The sequence below is a fragment of the Asticcacaulis tiandongensis genome, assembly GCF_006475605.1.
GTDB classification, from domain to species: domain Bacteria; phylum Pseudomonadota; class Alphaproteobacteria; order Caulobacterales; family Caulobacteraceae; genus Asticcacaulis; species Asticcacaulis tiandongensis.
The window spans coordinates 576,485-595,773 of sequence record NZ_ML636837.1 but is presented as its reverse complement, the minus strand read 5'-3'; the positions used below and the strand labels follow the sequence as shown (position 1 = coordinate 595,773).

Annotated in this window: 11 protein-coding genes and 1 tRNA gene; 4 read left to right on the top strand and 8 right to left on the bottom strand. The window is 56.2% G+C overall.

The features are described from left to right. Positions 1–82 precede the first annotated feature (82 nt). From pgi to E5201_RS02680, 4 genes are read right to left on the bottom strand one after another with little or no spacing between them, the layout of a single operon-like run. The gene (gene pgi, locus E5201_RS02695) at positions 83–1,696 is read right to left on the bottom strand and encodes a glucose-6-phosphate isomerase (protein ID WP_140984451.1); all 1,614 of its coding nucleotides are present in this window, start codon (positions 1,694–1,696) and stop codon (positions 83–85) included. Beyond that, positions 1,693–2,676: a glycosyltransferase family 2 protein gene (locus tag E5201_RS02690; RefSeq protein ID WP_246050359.1), complete on the bottom strand. Its 984-nt coding sequence runs from the start codon at positions 2,674–2,676 to the stop codon at positions 1,693–1,695. Before E5201_RS02690 ends, pgi begins: the two co-directional genes overlap by 4 nt. A gap of 18 nt (positions 2,677–2,694) precedes the next feature. Then, positions 2,695–3,390, bottom strand: coding sequence for an FtsZ-binding protein FzlA (gene fzlA / locus E5201_RS02685; protein WP_140984449.1), 696 nt, complete (start codon positions 3,388–3,390; stop codon positions 2,695–2,697). Between the two features lie 12 nt (positions 3,391–3,402). Beyond that, the gene (locus E5201_RS02680; RefSeq protein WP_140984448.1) at positions 3,403–4,338 is read right to left on the bottom strand and encodes a cation diffusion facilitator family transporter; all 936 of its coding nucleotides are present in this window, start codon (positions 4,336–4,338) and stop codon (positions 3,403–3,405) included. 218 nt (positions 4,339–4,556) lie between these two features. Here E5201_RS02680 and E5201_RS02675 point away from each other — a divergent pair, with 218 nt between their 5' ends. Together E5201_RS02675 and E5201_RS02670 are read left to right on the top strand one after the other, a co-directional pair. Then, positions 4,557–5,759: a citrate/2-methylcitrate synthase gene (locus E5201_RS02675; RefSeq protein ID WP_140984447.1), complete on the top strand. Its 1,203-nt coding sequence runs from the start codon at positions 4,557–4,559 to the stop codon at positions 5,757–5,759. A gap of 59 nt (positions 5,760–5,818) precedes the next feature. Next, positions 5,819–6,616, top strand: coding sequence for an undecaprenyl-diphosphate phosphatase (locus E5201_RS02670; protein ID WP_140984446.1), 798 nt, complete (start codon positions 5,819–5,821; stop codon positions 6,614–6,616). Positions 6,617–6,683: 67 nt separating this feature from the next. Here E5201_RS02670 and E5201_RS02665 read toward each other — a convergent pair whose 3' ends face one another. After that, the gene (locus E5201_RS02665; RefSeq protein ID WP_140984445.1) at positions 6,684–7,658 is read right to left on the bottom strand and encodes a complex I NDUFA9 subunit family protein; all 975 of its coding nucleotides are present in this window, start codon (positions 7,656–7,658) and stop codon (positions 6,684–6,686) included. Between the two features lie 229 nt (positions 7,659–7,887). On the opposite strand from E5201_RS02665, the gene E5201_RS02660 reads away from it, so the two are divergent. Next, a tRNA-Leu gene (locus E5201_RS02660) sits at positions 7,888–7,974 on the top strand. Between the two features lie 143 nt (positions 7,975–8,117). Here E5201_RS02660 and E5201_RS14850 read toward each other — a convergent pair. Then, positions 8,118–8,567, bottom strand: a complete 450-nt coding sequence (locus E5201_RS14850) for a hypothetical protein (RefSeq protein WP_219993533.1) — start codon at positions 8,565–8,567, stop codon at positions 8,118–8,120. Between E5201_RS14850 and E5201_RS02655 the strand changes: the two genes are divergently transcribed. Continuing rightward, positions 8,547–11,279 carry a type ISP restriction/modification enzyme gene (locus E5201_RS02655; RefSeq protein ID WP_219993532.1) on the top strand — a complete coding sequence of 911 codons (2,733 nt, stop codon included), beginning with the start codon at positions 8,547–8,549 and terminating at the stop codon, positions 11,277–11,279. The genes E5201_RS14850 and E5201_RS02655 overlap by 21 nt on opposite strands. Before the next feature lie 128 nt (positions 11,280–11,407). Here E5201_RS02655 and E5201_RS02650 read toward each other — a convergent pair whose 3' ends face one another. Together E5201_RS02650 and E5201_RS02645 are read right to left on the bottom strand one after the other, a co-directional pair. Beyond that, positions 11,408–17,047: an autotransporter domain-containing protein gene (locus E5201_RS02650; protein WP_140984444.1), complete on the bottom strand. Its 5,640-nt coding sequence runs from the start codon at positions 17,045–17,047 to the stop codon at positions 11,408–11,410. 469 nt (positions 17,048–17,516) lie between these two features. Beyond that, positions 17,517–19,223, bottom strand: coding sequence for a hypothetical protein (locus E5201_RS02645; RefSeq protein WP_140984443.1), 1,707 nt, complete (start codon positions 19,221–19,223; stop codon positions 17,517–17,519). Between the last annotated feature and the right edge of the window lie 66 nt (positions 19,224–19,289).

Genomic DNA, 19,289 nt, shown 5'->3' with positions numbered 1-19,289 from the left:
GGGGAGGTGCCGAGCGAAGTCGAGGCGGAGGGGGCATTCCCCCTCTCCCTTTTGGGGAGAGGGTCGGGGTGAGGGGCCCGTCTTACTTCACCGCTCTGATCGCCGCCGTTGTTGACGGATCATGCGCCTTGATATCGGCACCGGTAATATCCTCAAGCACTGCATTGGCCAAAGTCTTGCCCAGCTCAACGCCCCACTGGTCAAACGAGTTCAGGCCCATGACAATGCCCTCGGCAAAGGTCTTGTGCTCATAAAGCGCCAGCAGCGCCCCCAGAGTTTCCGGCGTCAGCGCCTCAAGCAGCACCAGCGTCGAAGGCTTATTGCCGGGGCATACCTTTTGCGGGGCAATGATCGCAGTCTTCTCGGCATCGAACCCAAGTGCCTTGCATTCGGCTTCGGATGTCTCAAGACTTTTGCCCACCGCAAAGGCTTCACCCTGCGCAATGACATTCGACAGCAGTTTTTGCTGCATATCAACAGACGCCTCGGCATTGGTCTTCACCGCAATAAACTCAAGCGGCACGATGTCTTCGGACTGGTGCAACATCTGGAAGAAGGCGTGCTGGGCATTGGTGCCCTCATCACCGAACACCACCGGACAGGTCTTGGTCGGCAAGAGCTTGCCATAGCCATCCGTGCGCTTGCCGTTCGATTCCATCTCAAGCTGCTGTAAAAACGCTGCCAGACGGCGCAGACGGTGCGCATAGGGGATCACGGCGCGCGAAGGCCGATCCAGCCCGATACGATTATAAAGCTGTGCCGCCGCCAGCAGAAGCGGCGCATTCTTTTCCGCCGGTGCCGTCAGGAAATGCTGATCCATCTTATAGGCCCCGTTGAGCAAGCGCTCATAGACCTCATAACCCGCCGCGATAATCACGCTTAAGGACACCGCCGACCACAGCGAATAACGCCCCCCGACCCAGTCCTTGAAACCAAATACGCGATCGGACGGAATGCCATAGGCCGACGTCTTGGCCGGTGCCGCCGACACCGCCGCCAGATGCTTTGAGGCTGCCGCCTCACCCAGACCCGTCACCAGCCACTCACGAGCGGCCAGAAAATTTGCCAGTGTTTCCTGAGTTGTAAAGGTCTTGGAGACCGCAATCACCAGCGTCTCCGCCGGATCGATATCCGCCGTGGCAATCGCCAGCTCAGACCCATCGACATTGGCGACAAAACGGATGTCAACCAAAGGCTTCAGCGGCGAAAGCGCCTGCCACACCAGACGTGGCCCAAGATCAGACCCACCGATACCAATATGGACAATGGTTTTAAACCGTTTGCCCGTCGCACCCACAATCGTCCCCAAACGGATACCGTCAGCATAGGCCTTCATGGCCTCACGCGCCGCCTTCACATCTTCGGTAATCTCATCACCCCGCAGGCGCTTGTTTTCCGCATCACTGTCACGTAAGGCCACATGAAGCACGGCGCGGTTTTCCGAGACATTGATCGCCTGCCCCGTCCACATCTTCTCACGTGCGGCCTCAAGGCCCGCCGCTTCAAACAGCTTCAGCGCGTCGGCAAAACCGGCTTGCGACCATGATTGCTTAGAAACATCGACATAAAGCCCCGCGACCTTAAGGGTCTGGGACTTAAGGCGCGCCGGATCAGCCGCAAACTGATCGACAATGCGCAGATCACGTTCAGCATCAGCGCGGGATTTGAGAGTGGCAATAGCCGCAGCGAGGGTCATTTCGGTCTCCGAAGATCAAGCCCGCGCCGTAAGATCACGCGCGGGTTCCAGGTCAGTTGTCGTAATAAGGCGCCCGCGCTTAAGGTGCGCGTTGTCTGCACATATTGGCGATCCCGCATCACCGCGCCCATACCTTCAAAGGCATCCCTCAGGGCACGCACAACAACGGAACCACGTCCTTTCCATACATCCTTTAGCGCCATAGACAAGCTAAAGACGATATGTGGCACGATTGTTAAGGCTATCACTGCCGAAGGCGTATTTTTCACATAAAGCCAGATACGATTGCGATAGCCATGATAAAGCGCCACATCCGACCGCGCCCCAAGCGTCGCCGAACCAATATGCTCAACCACCGCCTCAGGGATGAGCAGCGTGCGCTCTCCCGTCAATCGTGCGCGATAGCCCAGATCGGCATCCTCGCAATAAAGGAAAAACCGCTCATCAAAGCCGTTCAGGGCCTCGAACAACCGGCGTTCAATAACAAAGGCCGCCCCACAGGGTGAAAACACTTCACTCACCATAAGATCACGCGGGCGCGGCTGGCCATAGCCCATACGGAAGGGAAAGCCGAACACCGTCATCCCGTCACCGGCCCCATCGAGCCGTGAGGGATCCGCAGGATCAATCTGCAATGACGTAAAGATGTGCGTGTCAGGAAACGCAGAGATCGCGGCCCGCATGGCATCAAGCCAATGCCCATGCACCAAAACATCTGGATTTATGAAACACAGCCACTGCCCGCGTGCGGTTTTTGCCGCCGCATTATTACCGCCCGCATAGCCAAGATTTGCGCCATTATCGACAAACCTCAGATCAGGAAAGTCCCTGACCGCCGCCTGAGGTGCGCCGTCACTTGAGCCATTATCGGCCAGAATGACCTCATAATCAGACCCCTCCAGCGCAAACAGGCTCTCAAGACACCCCCGCAGATAATGTCCGCTCTGATAGGACAGGACAATAAACGAAAAGGTCGGCACGGCCCCTTCCATTGTCCCTTAAAAATCCAGTTCCGTATAATGGGCTGAAGCCGCCACACCGGGTAATATATCCGCCAGCAATGGCCGGAACGCCGGACGTGACTTGACGACCATGTACCAGGTCTTGAGGTGCTTATAACGCTCCCAGTTCATCTCATCAAAATAGTCGATGACACTAAGGTGCGAGGCCAGCGCAAAATCGGCATAGGAGATATGTCGCCCCGACAGCCAGTTACGCGCTTCAAGCAGACTTTCGAAATAGCTTAAGTGATCTCTGAGGGCCTCACGTCCGGCCCTGAGATTGGCCAGATTGGGCGCCCCCAGCCCCATCAGGCGCTTTTCCATCTTTTCGTGCAGCAACAGCGCATTGACCTCATAGTCGAACTTGCGCTCAAACCAGCCTGTCAGACGCCGCGCCTCGGCCCGCTCCTGTGGATCAAGCGGCCACAGGCGGATATTCTGCTCGGCCTCCTCCAGATGCTCGACAATCGCGCGTGTCTCACAAATATTCAGGCTCACCCCATTGGCATAGGTCTCTGACAGAACCGGCAACAGTCCCGACGGATTGAGCCGGATCAGGGCGTCAGACGGCTCCCAGTATTTGATGTGCGACTCCTCAAACGCCATGCGCTTTTCGCCAAGCGCCAGCCTGACCATTCGGGAATGGGGATCAAAGGCAAAATGATGCAGCAAACGCTGGGGGGGGAGGCTCATAAAACTCAGGACCTAGTTCGGATTGTGCCGGAAGACGCCGCCGTGAGGCTCAGAAGCCCCTTCCGGATCGGGATGTATCAGTATATCGGCATTCGGGTAAGCCGCCAACAACCGGTTCTCAGCGCTTAGGATGATTTGATGCGCACTGACAAGGCTATGATCCGCCCCCAGAACAATATGCATCTGAATAAGTATATAGGGGCCGGATATGCGCGTGCGCAGACGATGCACATCGAAGATATCCGGATCCGCCAGAACCAGCATACGGATACGATCGACGTCCGCCTCTTCCATGGCATGATCCATCAGGTGATCGGACGCTTCCCGCAGCACCCCGATTGCCCCCCAGACCAGCCACAGTCCAATCACAATACCGGCCAGAGCATCGACCACCGGATATCCCGATACCGCCGCCGCAATGCCCAGCAAGGCGACGCCATTGCTCAGAAGATCGACCATGTAATGCGCCCGATCGGCCTTGATGGCCACCGAACCCGACGCCTTTGCCGCCATACCCTGCACCGTCACCAATGCCCCCGTCAACAGGATGGAGATAATCATCACCCCGATCGCCAGACTACCGGCGGTTAGCGGCGGCGGATCAGACAGACGCACCACCCCCTCGCGCAAAATCAGGGCCGCCGAGAAAAACACCAGCCCCGCCTGAAACAGGGCGCTGAAGGCTTCCGCTTTGCCATGGCCGAACGGATGATTGGTATCCGGTGGCCTGCGGGCGAAGCGGATGGCTAAAAAAGTAATAAGGGAGGCCACCAGATCGAGGCCGGAATCGGTCAGAGACGCCAGAAGCGCCATCGACCCCGACGCCATCACCGCCACGGTTTTCAGGCAAATAAGCACAAACGCCGTCAAGAGAGACAGACCCGATACCCGCAGAACCATCTCATCAGGTGTCAGATTTTTAAACGAAAATCGCTCAATCAGGGACATGTGGCTGCCAGACTTCCGTATGGTAAACTATTTGTGAAGGTTTTACGCCATTAACTCCCTATAAAACCTTAAGGGCATAAATAATCCATGATGGATTTCTTATCCGGAATATGATCTCGTCCACACTTCGCTGCTGAATAATCAATCTTGATCCCTGTGGTTACCGAAACCTTAAGAAGGTGGAACGGTTACAGGGGCAATTTTTATCAGAGTTGTCTATGTCACGTGTATGGATTAGCCGCGCCGAGGCGCTTGAACGCCTCGATGTCAAACCACAGACCCTCTATGCCTATGTCAGTCGTCAAAGGGTTGCCGCACGTGCTGACCCTGAACACCCCCGCAAAAGCCTCTATGCGCTTGATGACATAGAGCGCCTGTCACAGCGCACGCCGGGTCGTGGCAATCCGGCCCTGTCGGCTCCACCGCGCGTCCTCTCCGGCGGGCCCGTCGGCAGAGGCGAAGCGGTGCTCGACACCGAAATTTCCGTTACCTTCAACGGTCGCCCGCATTATCGCCGTCACGACGCCCTTTCTTTGAGCGAACGCGAGAATTTTGAAACCGTCGCTACCTTGTTGTGGCGTGACGAAAACCCGACGCCCTTTGCCGCCATCAAGCCGCGTCCGGACGTAAACTTCCCCGGCAGTCCGCGCACACGCCTGTGGGGCGTCCTCAGTCGCCGCCTCGAAGAGGACGCCATTCAGGATCGCCACGCACCGCGCAACCTGCCGTCTGAAGCCGCCAGCATCCTCAATGAGATGGTCGATGGCGTCACCAATGGCGGCCCGCGCCTGTTCCTGCATCAGAGACTGGCCCGCGCCTGGAAGGTCTATAACCTTCAGGACGTTGACCTCCTGCGCCGTGCCCTGATCCTGTCTGCCGATAATGGACTGGATGAGGCGACACTGGCGGCCCGCGTTGCCGCTGCTGCGCACGGCCCGTTAGCGGCCTCGGTCATCGCCGCCTGCGCCACGGTTACCGGCGCAGGGCTTGGAGGGCGCATTATGCGCGCCGAAAGCTATGTCACTCAGGCGCGCCGTCAGGGCAATGCCCATCTGGCCGCCGAAACTGTATTAAAACAAGGTCAGGAGCTTCCCGGCTTCGAAGCGAACCAGTCAGAATCCGACGCCTTGCGCGCCGAAAGCCTGATGGCCGCCGCCGCCCATATGGGCGATGACCTGAAAGCCATATGGCAGGCCGGTGAGGATATCACCGGTCGCCCCGTAGGCTTTACGCTGGCTCTGGCGCTGGTCGGCCGTCACCTTGACCTCCCCCGCGAAGCCCCCTTCACCCTCTATGCCATAGGTCGCACGGCGGGCTGGCTGGCCCATGCCATTGAACAGATGGAAGCCAGATCAAGCCCCCATGTCCGCCTCAGATATATTGGCGAACCCCCGCTTGTCTCACCCGACCCCGTAGGGTAAGTCTGCCGCGACAGCTTAAGCGGGCTAAACCGGCCCAACTAAACCGGCAAGGGGATTAAATGGACTATCTTATCGCAGCCTTTCTCGGCTTCATCGAAGGGCTGACCGAATTTATTCCGGTATCCTCGACCGCCCACCTGTTACTTCTGGCGCATTTTCTCGGTTTTGAGTCTACGGGCCGCGCTTTTGAGGTTCTGATACAACTTGGGGCCGTTCTCGCCCTCCTCAGCCTTTACTTTCATCGTCTATGGAAGGTGCTGGTCACCCTGCCCACCTCACCGGAATCACGCGGTTTCGTCATATCGGTTCTGGTCGCCTTCCTGCCCGCCGTCGTTATTGGCGTCATGGCGCATGATTTCATCAAAACCGTTCTGTTCGAAAGCCCGCGCCTGATCTGCGTCAGCCTGATTGTCGGCGGTATATTGTTATGGCTGGTCGATCGCTACGCCCCGACACCCGAACATGAAGACCCCATGAAACTGACGTGGAAAACCGCCCTGATCATCGGCCTGTTCCAGTGTCTGGCCATGATCCCCGGCATGTCGCGCTCCGGCTCAACCCTGATCGGTGCCATGCTGATGAAGGTCGGCAAAAAAGCCGCCGCCGAGTTCTCGTTCTTCCTCGCCATGCCAACCATGGCCGGTGCCTTTGCCTATGATGTCTACAAGACGCATGACCAGATGGACTTCAATGATGCCGGACTGATTGTGGTGGGCTTCCTCGCCGCCTTTGTCACAGCACTTCTGGTCGTGCGCGCCGTCCTTGATTACGTCAGCAAGAATGGCTATGGCGTTTTCGCCCTGTGGCGTATCGGCGTTGGCATTATCGGCCTGACCCTGCTCAGCATCGGCCTGTAAATAGGCCCCGGAAAGCGGACACAAAAAAAGCGGGCATCTTGCCCGCTTTTTCATTTATTATGCCTGATTATCCGACAACCTCAGCGAACTGACCGTTCTTGCGGAAACGCCACAGATATGACGGGGCAATCGACGCCACAGCCGTGCCGGCAATCCCCAAATCCCTCAGCCCCTTGGCCTGCTCTGAGGCGACATTGTCGCTCTTCAGCAGCTTCACCTGATCCGAAGTGAGCAATGGCGCCGGAATAGCCGGAATCATACCGTGCAGACCGGCATGAATATCGCCGATAAAGCCAATAAATCCGGCAGCAGCAAACGGCATCCACACCAGTGGCCGCTGCGTATGGGTTTCTTCACCGACATAGCGCACCAGCTCATTGAAGCTGAACACACCCGGCCCGCCAAGTTCAAAGGTCTCTCCGGCATGCTCGGCATTGCCCAGAACCTCGGCAATAGCGCGCGCCACATCACCAACATATACCGGCTGAAACCTGGTCTCTCCGCCACCAATCGACGGCAGAAGCGGAAACAGTTTCGCCTGATTGGCCAGACCGGTCAGAAACCCGTCCTGCGGCCCGAAAATGACGCTTGGGCGTACGATAACCGCGTCAGGCACAAAGCGGCGCACCGCTTCTTCCCCAAGCCCCTTGGTTGCCTGATATTTTGAAGCCGCCTTCGGATTTGCGCCAATAGCCGATACCTGAACAAAGGCCGAAATGCCGCGCTCTGCCGCGAGACGGGCAATGGTCGCACTGGCCTGATGATGCAGGGCTTCGAACTTGAGCGACAGGGTTTCATAGAGAATCCCCACCAGATTGACGACAGCCGATGCGCCCTCAAGCGCTCTGGCCACATCCTCTTCGGAACGCACATCGCAGCGCACCACCTGAATCTGCCCGACATCGCCTAATGGCTTAAGGTCATAGGCTTCGGCGGCCTTACGCACGGCCACCCGCACGCGCCAGCCCTTTTGCGCCAGCGCCCGCACAACCGGCTTACCTACAAAACCGGAACCCCCGAAAACCGTGACCAGACCCGTCATGGCAAGACCTTTATACTAAAACCATTTGCACCGCTCAGGCGCTATATGGATCGTCAATTACCCCATGCCCCTGAGGGGCGCAATCCCTCGGCCGACCCCGTCCGGACTTTTTATCGGCACAGGACTGTGGAAATCTCGAAACTATTGAAAAAGGCCATTGACCTCATGAGCCTTTATCGCTATTTCACCCGCCTCCGGTCGCAAGCGATCGGCCCGCAGCCTAACTATTGCCCAGGTGGCGGAATTGGTAGACGCGCTGGCTTCAGGTGCCAGTGACTTAACGGTCGTGGAGGTTCGAGTCCTCTCCTGGGCACCATAGGCTAGCCAGTTGCAAAGCAACCACGCTCCAACCCCTGAATTTCCCCATAACAATCTTTCCGATAGCTTGCCTTCGCTGCACACCTCTGCATAGTGGTTGAGTAAAGTCGTTTGTAGTCCGTCATACCACTGGCTACGAGATTAACGGGCCGGGGAACTATGAGCTGTCACAGTCTTTTTGCATGAAGTTATTTCCAGACGGGCAGAGCCACTGAACATTCCTACAGACCGGCCCTTCAAAAGCTTATAAACAGCTTTGACAGTGCCGTTTGCGCCATCAACGAACCCAAACGCGAAGCGGTTGGGGCGCCTGACTTTATCCTGCAACGCGGCCAAATCGGCATCGGCCATATTGAAGCCAAAGACCTGCCTATCGGCCTGCGCGCGCTGAAAGATGCCAATAAGGCACAGCAGCAGCGCTACCTCAAGGCGCTCCCCAACCTTGTCTATACCAATTGTCTGGACTGGGATTTTTACCGCAATGGCGTGTTGATTGCCTCGGTTTCCATTGGCGATTTCCTGATAGGCATACAGCCGAAGCCCGATCAGTTTGAAGTTCTGGAGAATCTGTTGCGTGACTTTATTGCGCAACGCCCCCAGACGATCACCTCGCCTAAGGTTCTGGCTGAAAAAATGGCCGGCAAGGCGGCATTGATTAAGGACATCCTCAACAATACACTCAAAGAGGACCGTGACGCCCGCACAGAATTATCCAGTCAGTTTCAGGCCTTCCGTGAGCATCTGATTCACGACATCACGCCCGAAGACTTTGCCGACATCTACGCCGAAACCATTGCTTACGGCATGTTCGCCGCTCGCCTGCACGATACGACTCTCGATACCTTTACGCGTCATGAGGCGCTGGATTTGCTGCCGAAATCTAATCCGTTCCTGCGCAGCCTGTTTGGCTATATTGCCGGTCCCGATCTGGACGAACGCATTCGGTGGATTATCGATGATCTGGCCAATGTGTTTCAGGCTGCCAATGTGCAGAAGATCATGACCGGCTTCGGTGAGCTTACCGGTCGCAGCGACCCCTTTATCCATTTCTATGAGACCTTTCTGGCCGCCTACAATCCGGCGAAGCGAAAAGCGCGCGGCGTCTGGTACACCCCCGAAGCCGTGGTCAATTTCATCGTGCGCGCCGTAGATGAGGTGCTGATCACCGAATTCGGTCTGCCCGATGGTCTGGCAGACACGTCAAAAGTCACTATCGACTGGGACACCGGTCAGACCGACAACAAAGGCAGGCCGCTTAAAACCAAAAAAGAGGTTCACCGCGTTCAGATACTTGATCCGGCCACCGGCACAGGCACCTTTCTGGCCGAGGCGATCAAGCAGATCGCGCCCAAAATCAAGGGCGTCGCCGAAGGCATGTGGTCATCCTATATCGAACGCGACCTGATCCCGCGCCTGCATGGCTTTGAGCTTCTGATGGCCTCCTATGCCATGTGCCACATGAAGCTGGATATGATCCTGACCGAGATGGGCTATAGGCCGACGGGCACGCCACCGCGCCTGAGCGTTTACCTGACCAACTCACTCGAAGAAGGCGATCCCGCCAACCAGACCCTGCCCTTCGCGCAATGGCTGTCCAACGAGGTCAAACAGGCCAATGCCATCAAACGCGACATGCCGATCATGTGCGTCATCGGCAACCCGCCCTATTCTGGTCATTCATCGAATAAAGGTGAGTGGATTGAAAACCTTATGTCTGATTATAAGGTTAGCCCGGAATTAAAACGGCCAGCACAAGCTAAATGGTTATCAGACGACTATGTGAAGTTTATTCGCTTTGCCGAGCATATGATTGGAAAGAATGGTGAAGGCGTTCTGGGCTTCATTACTAATCATGGCTACCTAGACAATCCGACTTTCGTTGATATGCGGAATCATTTGCGACAAACCTTTGACCGCATTTATATACTCGATCTTCATGGTAATGCGAAGAAGAAGGAGGTCAGCCCAGATGGCACTCCTGATAAAAATGTATTCGATATTATGCAGGGAGTGGCTATAATTGTTGCGGTGAAACGTCGCAATGATAATCCATCAAAAAAAGCTGCCAAAATATTGCACGGTGATTTATGGGGTGACCGCGCAATAAAGTATCAGGCGCTATGGAAGGGCACAGTTACAGAACTTGCTTCAGAGGATGTCAGTCCTGAAGTCGCGCCTTGGCGCTTCAAGTCAGTAAATAAAATTCTGGATGCGACTTATCAGGATGGAATTTCAATTGTAGGCCTATTTTCAGGAAATGGCAGCCCAAGCCCAGGATTTGCAACCCAACATGATGAATTTGCAATATCATCTTCGAAAGTCGAAGCATTAAGCAAAGTTGAAAAATTTTTATCGTCTACATCTGAAGAAAATGCGAGACAAATGTTCAGTCTTTGCGCTCAAAAGCAGTGGAATTATTTTAGGGCGATTCAAGAAATAAAAGTTAAAGACATAGAATCGTTAGCAAACGTAGTATCATATAGACCACTAGATAATAGATGGAGCATTTTCAATAAAAATATATTAGTTCATATTCGCCATAGAGTCTCTAAGCATTTTATTAACAAAGAAAATATTTCCTTAATAATTACCAAAAATTCCGGCGCCATAGGATCACCGAATTTTGATGCCGTATTTAGTTCGAGGCACGCATCAGACCTTAACCTTTTTAGGCGCGGCGGTGCCTATATTTTTCCCCTATACCTTTACCCCGAAGATGGGGAACTCGACCAAGCGCGCCGCGTCAATTTCGATCCCAAGCTTTACAAAAAACTGCAAAAGCTGGCCACGGACGATGTGCGAGGCACGCCTGATGAAGTGGCGGTGTTTGACTACATCTATGGCGTGCTGCATTGTCCGGCCTATCGCAGCACCTATGCCGAGTTCCTTAAAATCGACTTCCCGCGCATTCCCTGGCCGACCTCACCGGCGGAATTCTGGGATGTCTCGGACAAGGGCGGGCAACTTCGTCGCCTGCACCTTATGGAACCCGCCGCCATCGGCCCGGCCCCCTATCCCTTTAAGGGCGAAGGTGACAGCAGGGTGGAAACGGTCCGCTTCGAAGGCAATCAGGTGTTTATCAATGCCACCCAGTATTTCGATAATGTGCCGGATATTTCATGGGGCTTTTATATCGGCGGTTATCAACCAGCCCAGAAATGGCTTAAGGATCGCAAGGGCCGCGAACTCAGCTTTGAAGACGTTAAACACTATCAGAACATCATCAAAATTCTGTCGGAAACAGACCGCATCATGCAAACGATCAGCCTGTCCCTGCCCACGCCTGAACAAGCCACAAGCTGAATCTACCCCCGATCCTCATCTTCTGCAATAACGGCTTAAGCGCCATAAGGCGGCTAAGGCAATAATGCCGGCCTGATATTTCAGGCCGGCATTATTCTTGGATTCAGCTGGGATGGCCAGACGATACTCTAGAAGCGGGCACCGACGACGATTTTCAACGCCTGAGACTCGCCCTGATCGGCGAAGGTGCCGGTATAACCGACCCCCAGATTGGCCGATGGTGACAATGTCCAGTTAAGGCTGATGTCGATAAGGGCTGAATCCTTTGCCAATGGGGCACCCTGAACCGCAAAGTTCTGACCATTGGCAAACGCCAGATCGGATGCCACTGACTGCTTGCCAAGGGCATGTTGCCATCCGGCTTTCAGATTGACGGTCACCGGCGACACCTCACCGAAGCTGTATTGGGTTTTGACCCCAAGTGTGGACCACGTGCGCTCACGGGTTTGTTCACGGGCCGTCAAGGCCAGATCACCGCCGTTTTCGCTGAAGCCGTCATTATTGAGCCACAGGGCATTGAGGCCGATAAAAGGTTCGACCGTCGTGCCACCGAGGTTAAGGTCGTAACCGGCCTCACCGAACAACTGGGTCGCCTTGCCACCATAGGACGCCGTCAATTGCTGGGACAGGTCGCCGATCCGCACATGACGGCGGGTTTTGAAGTCAAGATCACTATAGCTGATACCACCGCGCAGATTAACCGCACCGGCACGCGCACCGGCATAGGCAGCAATATGGGCAGTTTTCACATCGGCGTAGCTGCTGCGATTATGCACATTCAGGCTGGAGTCCGTAAAGCCCGCCGCTACACCGAAACGTACACCTTCGCGTTGCGTATCAATCCCAAGACGTACGCCGCCAGCATTATGTCCGCTTACACGGGCGGTATTAGACGTGGCCTCAAGTTCGCCGCGCTCACCGATCGCCTCGATCCACATCAGCGCGCCATCTTCAACCGATACGTCCAGACGATCCGTGAGGGCGCGACGCAGGCTTTCGCTGTGGTTTGCCGCCGCGCTCAGAGAGGACGGATGCACTTCACCCGACAGGTTGTCAAACGCCGTGCGGGCCCCGTCTTCCGACAGACCGACCATGTTGATATAGAGATCGCTGATGCCTGAGAAAGCGCTGGTTACAGCACCGGCAGTGGCTATCTGGTTCGGCGTGCGGGCGATATCGCCCAGTTCCACATCATTGCGGGACAAAGAGAGCACAACCCGATCAGCTGAATAGATGAGGCGCGGCGTCAGATAGGCGAAGTTGCTCGAAACATCCGTAAAGGTGCCCTGTACACCCGCAACAGCCGTAAGAATGGTATAGTCTGTTTGCGGACGGTAATTGCCTTCTTCGGCCAATACCTCCACCATACCCCCCTGAAGTCTGGCCTGACCCGTGGCGTCGATGCGGTCGGACTGACCGGCGGCATCAACCTCCACCGAATAGACAGAACCGGCCTCAAACAGTACGCTGCCATTAACCCGCAAGGTACCAATGGAATTGCCCGGTGCCAGGGTGCCGCCGCTGCGGACCGTCACCTGTCCGGCTGTACCTGTACCACCAAGTGCGCCACCGGAATTGACATTGACCTGCCCAGGCAGGGTGCCGTTCAGGGCAAGGCGTCCTTCATTGACGTTCACTTCACCTGTAAAGGTGCTGTTGCCAGTCAGATTGAGATTACCTTCACCGGCCTTGGTAAAGGTGCCGCCGCCGCTCAGGCTGCCGCCGAAGGTGCTGTTCTCGTTCTGCTGGACCACCAGATTTCCGGTGCTGCCGAGCGCCAGTGTGCCGCTATTGCCGCTCAGACCAGAAACCTCCTGCGTCCGGTTACTGAGATCGAAAGTCCCGTTGTCAATTTTGAGGTCGGTTTCTGTATCCAGTTGCGACGTAAGCCTGACCAGCCCGCCTTCAACCTGTGTGGTGCCGGTGTAGCTATAGTTGCCGGACAGCAGCAGAGTTCCGTTCCCCCGCTTGACCAGCCCGCCATTGCCCGAAAGTGCGCCGGTATAGTCATAATCGCCGGTCTGATCAAAGATCAGAACACCATTGTTGACGGCATTGGCCAAAAGTTCGCCGTCCGTTGTCCCGTTACCCACACGCAATGCCCCATTGGCGTTGATATGTACGGTTCCGGCAAGCGATCCCGTCAGAAGCAGGGTGCCCGCATCAAGATGGGTCGTGCCGGTAAAGCCGCTGCCGTTACCTGCATAGGTCAGGAGTCCGGTCGTCGCCTTGGTGATCACGCCTGTGCCGGACAGCTTGCCTGCATAGGTGTTGTCACCGCTCTGTTCGAAGCTCAGGGTACCGTTATTGACGATATTCCCGCCAAACTGGCTGCCGAGGCGCAAGGTCGCGCCATTGCTTACCGAGGCATTCCCGCCCAGAGCATTGGTCAGAAGCAAGGTGCCGCCGGTCACGCTGGTTGTACCGCTAAAGCCGCTGTTGTCACCGCTCAGGGTCAGCGTGCCGCCACGCTGCTTTATAAGTTCGCCTGACCCCGACAGGACACCGCCATAAGCGTAATCTGTGGTGCGGGACACAATGACAGTCCCATCGTTCAGAATGTTGCCATTGAAGACAGCATTATTGTTTATACCGAAGGTCGCGCCGCTTTGAACGGTCGCAGCGCCCCCCAGGACATTGCCCACGGTCAGTGCGCCCGCTTCTACGGTAATATTGCCATTGAAGCCATTATTATCACCCGTCAGGGCGACATTACCCGCTGTGCGTTTAATAATTGCGCCGCCGCCTGATATCTGACCGGAATGGCTCGTTGAAAGGGTATCGCCACGGCTAAGGATCAGCATGCCGTTATTGACGATATTGCCATCATAAGCGCCGTTAGCCAGTTCAAGCGTGCCCTTGGATGAGATAAGGGCATTGCCACTTAATCCGCTGTCCAGACGCAGTATGCCGCCATCAACATAGGTTGTGCCGCTGAAGTTCGTGCTGCCTGACAGAGTCAGAATGCCGGATTGACCTTTGCGGAATGAGCCCGCACCACTGATGCCGCCGGTCAAGCTATAATCACCTGAACGCAACAGGGACAATTCGCCACCGCTGTTTATGGCGATATGGCCACCCAGCGCATTCATCAGTTGCAGTGTGCCCGCGCCTACGGTCGTGAGACCCGTAAAGCCGCTGTTATCAGCCGACAGGATCAGCTTGTTATCACCTTCCTTATACAGGTTCCCGGCACCCGTTAGCGCCCCCAGATGCACATAGTCGCCTGAGTGATTGAAAATAAAGCTGCTGCCGTTGGAAACAAACACTGACCCGCCCAATGTTCCGGTCAGTTCAATCGAACCGGTCTGCACCATTGTGGTGCCTGTAAAGGCGCTGCTGTTGCCGGCAAGAATGGTTTTGCCATTTCCCGCCTGTCCTATGGTGCCGTTGCCTGACAGGCTTCCGGCATAGGTGGTTTGGCCAGGCTGCCAGAAATAAAGCAGGCCATTATTGGTCACGTCTGTCGCCAGAAGTTCACCACCTACCGTGCCGTTCCCGACAGCCAGTCCGGCATCTGCGTTAATCACCACAGCGCCACCCAATGCACCCGTCAAGTAGGTGCCACCGCCTGTAAAATAGGTGGTGCCTGTAAAGGCACCTGAGTTGCCCGAAAGGATAAGGGTGCGGCCGAGGGTGGTATGGATGGTATTGGTACCATTGCCGGAAATATTTCCCGCAAAACTATGTTGGTAATTGCCGTGGCTGTTATTCAGAAGAAATGCGCCATTGTTGAGCACATTGCCATTGAAACCAATGCTATGCGAGTTGTTCCCGGCCTGGAACATCGCGCCGCTATTGATCGCCACCGATCCACCCAATGCCCCCGTCAGCAAAACCGCACCTTCTGCCACAGTGGTTGTGCCGGTAAAGGCGGAACTATTGCCGGTAAGGGTAAGAATGCCGCTCTGTTGCTTTGTAATCTCACCAGAGCCACTCAGGCTGCCGGTATAGTTATAGTGGCTGGTACGGTTGAAAACCGTGGCCCCGTTATTGATGATGCTGCCATTATAGAAGCTGCCATCGCTTAACTTAAGCGTACCGCCGTTGCCGGTTGTAACCGCCCCGCCAAAAAGATGCGCCAGCTCAAGCGTGCCACCGGTTACAGAGGCCGTGCCTGTGTACAGGCTGTTGTTACCCGTCAGTCTCGTGGTGCCGGTGCCGATATGGCTCAGACTCCCCGTACCGCTGAGCATGCCGCTATAGCTGCTGTCGCCTGATGGATTAAAAATCACAGCCCCGTTATTGACGATATTACCGGTCAGCGTGCCGCTTTTCGTGCCATTGCCTACATACAGCGCGCCCGCATTGTTGACGGTTGTAGCCCCGCCCAGCGTACCGGTTACGCGGATAATTCCGCCGTCTATGGTGGTAGTGCCTGTAAACAGGGTGCTGTCCCCGCTTAAGGTCGTATCACCGGCCAGAACGCTGATCGTGCCGGCGCCGACAAGCGGGGTTGTCAGTTCATAATTGGCCGTATTATGGTTGAGCACTAGCTCGCCCGTACCGGCACCAAACTGGATCTTTGGAGCCGTGATAGTGCCCGCACCGGTAGCTGCATCACCGGCGGCTGCGCCGATATTCAGGGTGCCATTTCCCGTTGCTCCGTACCCCAGAAGAACGCCGCCAACCCCGTCTGCACGTAAGGTGGCGCCATTGGATACCGTCGCCTTACCGGTACCAGACATCCCGATCATGGCGTAGTCGGTGAGATGGAAAAGCGAGTTTGTGCCATCAAGCTTTAAGGTGCCCGACCGTCCCGAAGTATAACCAAGTATGGTGCGGATACCTGTAGCTTCTGCGCCATCAAGCACCTCTAGTTCGCCGGTGCCGTTAATACCAATACCAATATAATCCCCTGAACCGGTGGCCAGAGACGTCAGGGTCGAACCAGCACCCGTGACTGTAAGCTTACCGGTTGAACCATTGCTGTTGCCAATACTCACACGGTGAGAGGTTTGCACACCGGCACCATCGGAAATGGTCAGCGACCCTTGTCCGGATTGCCCAACGGTGAGATTGCTGCCGACTATGTTCCAAAAGCTGTCATCGCCTGTGAACGTTGCCGTACCATTTGATCCACTGTTGGTGCCGATGCTGCCGCTACGGCTTTCGACCCGTCCGCCGCCGGATACGTTCAGGTCGCCCTTGCCATCCGCGCCAACACTCATGCCCTGTGTCGTCACAAGTTTACTGCCCGCACCCGAAACCGACACGGTTCCTGTATTGGTTGCGTCAGCATTAAGAGCCATACTGGCAATGGTCAGGCCGTTGGCGCTGCTCACCACCGCGCCGCCGCTCACATTGAGCGTGCCTTTCCCGTAATAACCCACCGTCACCGAATCTGTATTCCAGACGGTGCCGATTCCGGTGGCCGTGGCGATGCCGGTTTCCTGATGGATACCTGCTACGGCACCATTATTGGTCCGGTTGCCGATAGTAACCGTTCCGCTCTCTGCCTGTGCGCCATTCTGGAAGGTAAGATTAGCGCCGTCTACAGACCCGAGCCAAATCGTACCTGTCGCTGCCGTTCCGCCATCGACGACCGGATTGCTCGCCCCTCCGGAAGGCGCGATGACAACGGTGTTGTTTGCAGGCACATGGCCATTGCTCCAGTTGCTCCCGTCCTGCCAGTCTGAGCTTGTGCCGCCCTGCCAGGTAACCGTTTGAGCCAGTACAGGCGACTGCGCCGCAAGTGTGAGCAGGGCACTGCCCAGATAAAGCGCGGCTTTTCGGCCAGTACGACGTGAGAAGGTAGGATGGGTCATAGGAAGCCTCAGACTAACGCAATTTGAACGGGCGACACGGAGGCTTGAGACCACTCCACGCCGATGTGATATGCCGAAAAGGGCATGAAATGGGACTGTATTTATTCACAGGGTGCAGAGGCACTTACATGTGAGGTGCTGTCGCCCAATGTGGCATTTTCATGCTTTAAGCTTCGTTAAAATTTTCTTGAAAATGTCTTCTTTGTGATCGCAGATAGAAATTATCCGGTATGCATGATTGAAAACTCAGGCCACAAGCTTCGGCAACTGGGATATGAGCGTCACCGCAGCTTCGAACGCCGACACTCCCTGTGTCCTGTTAGCACATCCAGAGGGCGCGCCGCTAAACAGATCATGACTCATGACCGGCCTCCTCGCGCAAGATAGCGCATCGTCGAACCAAGACTCACGGCCCCCGTTTTTCGTGCGATCAGCCTGCCTTTACATCTGAATAAAACACAACGGAAATTTACCCCCCGATGCCAATCTTCTGCAACAGCGGCTTAAGCGCCATAAGGCCCGTGCCGTCTTTACTCAATTCGGCACGGACATCAGGGTCCTTTAATTGCCGCATGACCTCGGCACGGGCCTGATCACTCAGGGGGCCAGCAGGGGCTGCCTGCCCCGTGGCGAAGCCCAGGAGCGCCGCCACTCTTTGCATCGGTTGCGGCGTGCGCGCAATCTGTTTAATGACCTGCGCCTCCTGCGCCATTACCGCGCCCATCTGCCCGAGACGCTCGTGTGCTTCCTGACTGTCTTTCTCGTTCAGTCCGGCACCGGATATCCGCTGTTGCAGCCCCGCAAGTTGCCTGAGCTTCTGCCCGACGGGACGGTGGCTTTCGCGCATGACCCGTTCAAATTTCACCCCCGTCAGGGCCGTGAGCATCCAGCGGGCGGCTTCGCGTTTATTCGAGATGCCGACGACATTCTCACACAGCCACACCAGCCGCTCAAGTTCCTCGGCCCCATCATCCGCCCCCTGGAGCAAGGCATCAATAAAGGTCGAAGACACCAGCATACGCGACCGTTCCACAAACGCACTCGTCAGGTCTTCGCGCTGCGCTTCATCGCCACCGGTCATGGTCAGCACCACAGCCATGGCCCGCAAAAGCTCGATTTCCGACACGGCATCCGATGGCCTTAGTCGGCGCGGCCCGCGCAATTCACTGATTATGTGCCGGATCGACTGGCGCTTCACGTCGCTAAAATGTCCGACCTCAAGCCACACGGCATACGCCTGCAACGCACCGCTCACCGGCGGTAGAACCCGGGCAATTTGCGGATCATATGCCGCCGCCTTGCTGATTTCACTGCCCGCCAGCAACCGCGTCAGCGCCGCCAGAGCCATGCCAGGCTCTGCGCCCGTGCCGCTTATATCAGCCACCGCTCCTTTTTGCGCCAGTATCTCACAGACCGGAATTTCCACGACACGCACGGCCCAATCACAGGATGACCCCGCCTTGATCAGTGGCCCGGCAAGGGCCAGCAACGCCTCTAACCTTGCCGCCGCCCCCTTTGCGGTCTCAAGCCAAACGGTAACCGCCCCACCCAGCAGATAGTCACGATCAGACTGCCCCGAAATTTTTTGTACCACTGCCACCACGGTTTCGGGCGTAATCTCGGGAAAGCGCCGCTTGCGACCGTCCTCGATCACCCGCCCGACCGCGCGCTCAATCAGGCCCGTCCAGCGGCGAATGATCTCGTGCACCGGCTGGCCGGTTTCCTGCGCCTCAGGGATCGACAGTTTCTGTATAGCGTGTTGCAACTCATGCCCCGACGCCTCAAGCTTTTCGGCCAGCACTGGGCTATGCAGCAACTCAAACGGCGTCACCCGCCAGCGCCTGAGCCAGTCCTCCATCAAACGCCCGATAGTTTCGCGCGCCGGCAAGGTATAGAGGGTCTGCGGCGTCGTACAGACCGGCTCGGTCACAGGCCGCCGCGCGGGCTTACCCGCCGGGGCTATGGTGCCCTTTTGCATGACCTGATAGCTGTGAAATTCGCCCGTACCGGCATTGAAGACTTCACGACTGACACGCACTGCGGCCGCATGCAGGCTATTGATCAGCGTATCCGCCGTATGCAGCGCCGTTTCCTTGTCTTCGGTCGCCAGTTGCAACACCCAGCTGGCCTGAGGGGTTTTCCTTGAGAAGACCTCGAAATGGATCTGTGCCGACATCTGCGGGTATGCTTTTCTGATAGGATCGTCTTTATGTCGCTGATTTTTACCGGAATCCTGTTAAAT

Excerpts from the sequence above, each read along its gene's own strand:
- E5201_RS02650 (WP_140984444.1), bottom strand. The coding sequence starts at position 17,047 with ATGACCCATCCTACCTTCTCACGTCGTACTGGCCGAAAAGCCGCGCTT.
- E5201_RS02670 (WP_140984446.1), top strand. The coding sequence starts at position 5,819 with ATGGACTATCTTATCGCAGCCTTTCTCGGCTTCATCGAAGGGCTGACC.
- E5201_RS02680 (WP_140984448.1), bottom strand. The coding sequence starts at position 4,338 with ATGTCCCTGATTGAGCGATTTTCGTTTAAAAATCTGACACCTGATGAG.
- E5201_RS02675 (WP_140984447.1), top strand. The coding sequence starts at position 4,557 with ATGTCACGTGTATGGATTAGCCGCGCCGAGGCGCTTGAACGCCTCGAT.
- pgi (WP_140984451.1), bottom strand. The coding sequence starts at position 1,696 with ATGACCCTCGCTGCGGCTATTGCCACTCTCAAATCCCGCGCTGATGCT.
- E5201_RS02645 (WP_140984443.1), bottom strand. The coding sequence starts at position 19,223 with ATGTCGGCACAGATCCATTTCGAGGTCTTCTCAAGGAAAACCCCTCAG.
- fzlA (WP_140984449.1), bottom strand. The coding sequence starts at position 3,390 with ATGAGCCTCCCCCCCCAGCGTTTGCTGCATCATTTTGCCTTTGATCCC.
- E5201_RS02665 (WP_140984445.1), bottom strand. The coding sequence starts at position 7,658 with ATGACGGGTCTGGTCACGGTTTTCGGGGGTTCCGGTTTTGTAGGTAAG.